This is a genomic window from Streptomyces sp. NRRL B-1347, from assembly GCF_000720325.1.
Taxonomy (GTDB): Bacteria; Actinomycetota; Actinomycetes; order Streptomycetales; family Streptomycetaceae; genus Streptomyces.
In genome coordinates, this window is record NZ_JOJM01000254.1 from 1 (window position 1) to 669 (window position 669).

General features: G+C 62.5%; 1 protein-coding gene. It reads left to right on the forward strand.

Features of this window, described 5'->3' with window-relative positions:
* Positions 1-289: 289 nt before the first annotated feature.
* Complete coding sequence (locus tag IG74_RS0144840) at positions 290-553, forward strand: hypothetical protein (protein WP_234334698.1); 264 nt, start codon at positions 290-292, stop codon at positions 551-553.
* Positions 554-669 lie beyond the last annotated feature (116 nt).

Here is a 669-nt window from a genome sequence, read left to right on the forward strand (position 1 = left end):
TACCTCTCACCCGTCGACTTCGAACAGCAGCACCAGCGAGGACATAGACTCACACTCGCAGCATGAACCCCTGTGTCCACACTCCGGGGGTCACCTCACCACAGCCTTTCTCAGGCAGGCGCGGGCTGACGGCGATCCTCTAACGTCACCAGCCCCACCAGCAAGCAGGAGAGGAGGTGGGCAGGTACTCTCACCACCGGGCGGTCACAAGGGCGGGGGGACCATGATCCGACGTTGGTACACAGCACTCGGCGTCAACCTACTCCTCGGTATCCCCGCCATCGTGCCCATGCTGATGCTCTGGTTTCTGCTGTCGAACTGGCCGCTCGCCGACATCGGGCTGACGACAAGAATCCCGAACAATGAACAAGACGACAGCCCGAATGCGGCCTTACTCTTCTTCGGCCCCATGATCGCTGCGAGCGCTGTCCTCTGGTGGATCGCCAACCGCCCCCTCGCCCGCCGAACCCAACTCACCGCACCCCGCTACTGGCTCCTCTCCCTAGCCAGCACACTCATCCCGGCCGTCATTGCCATCAGTGTCTGGCCCTGACACGGCGGGCACCTCTCGACCCGCTGTCGAAACTCACCAACATTTCCCAGCATGGCGATCGCCAACTGCTGTCGAAACTCGGCAACACGCGCTCTCGGCAGTCATCGACAGAGCCA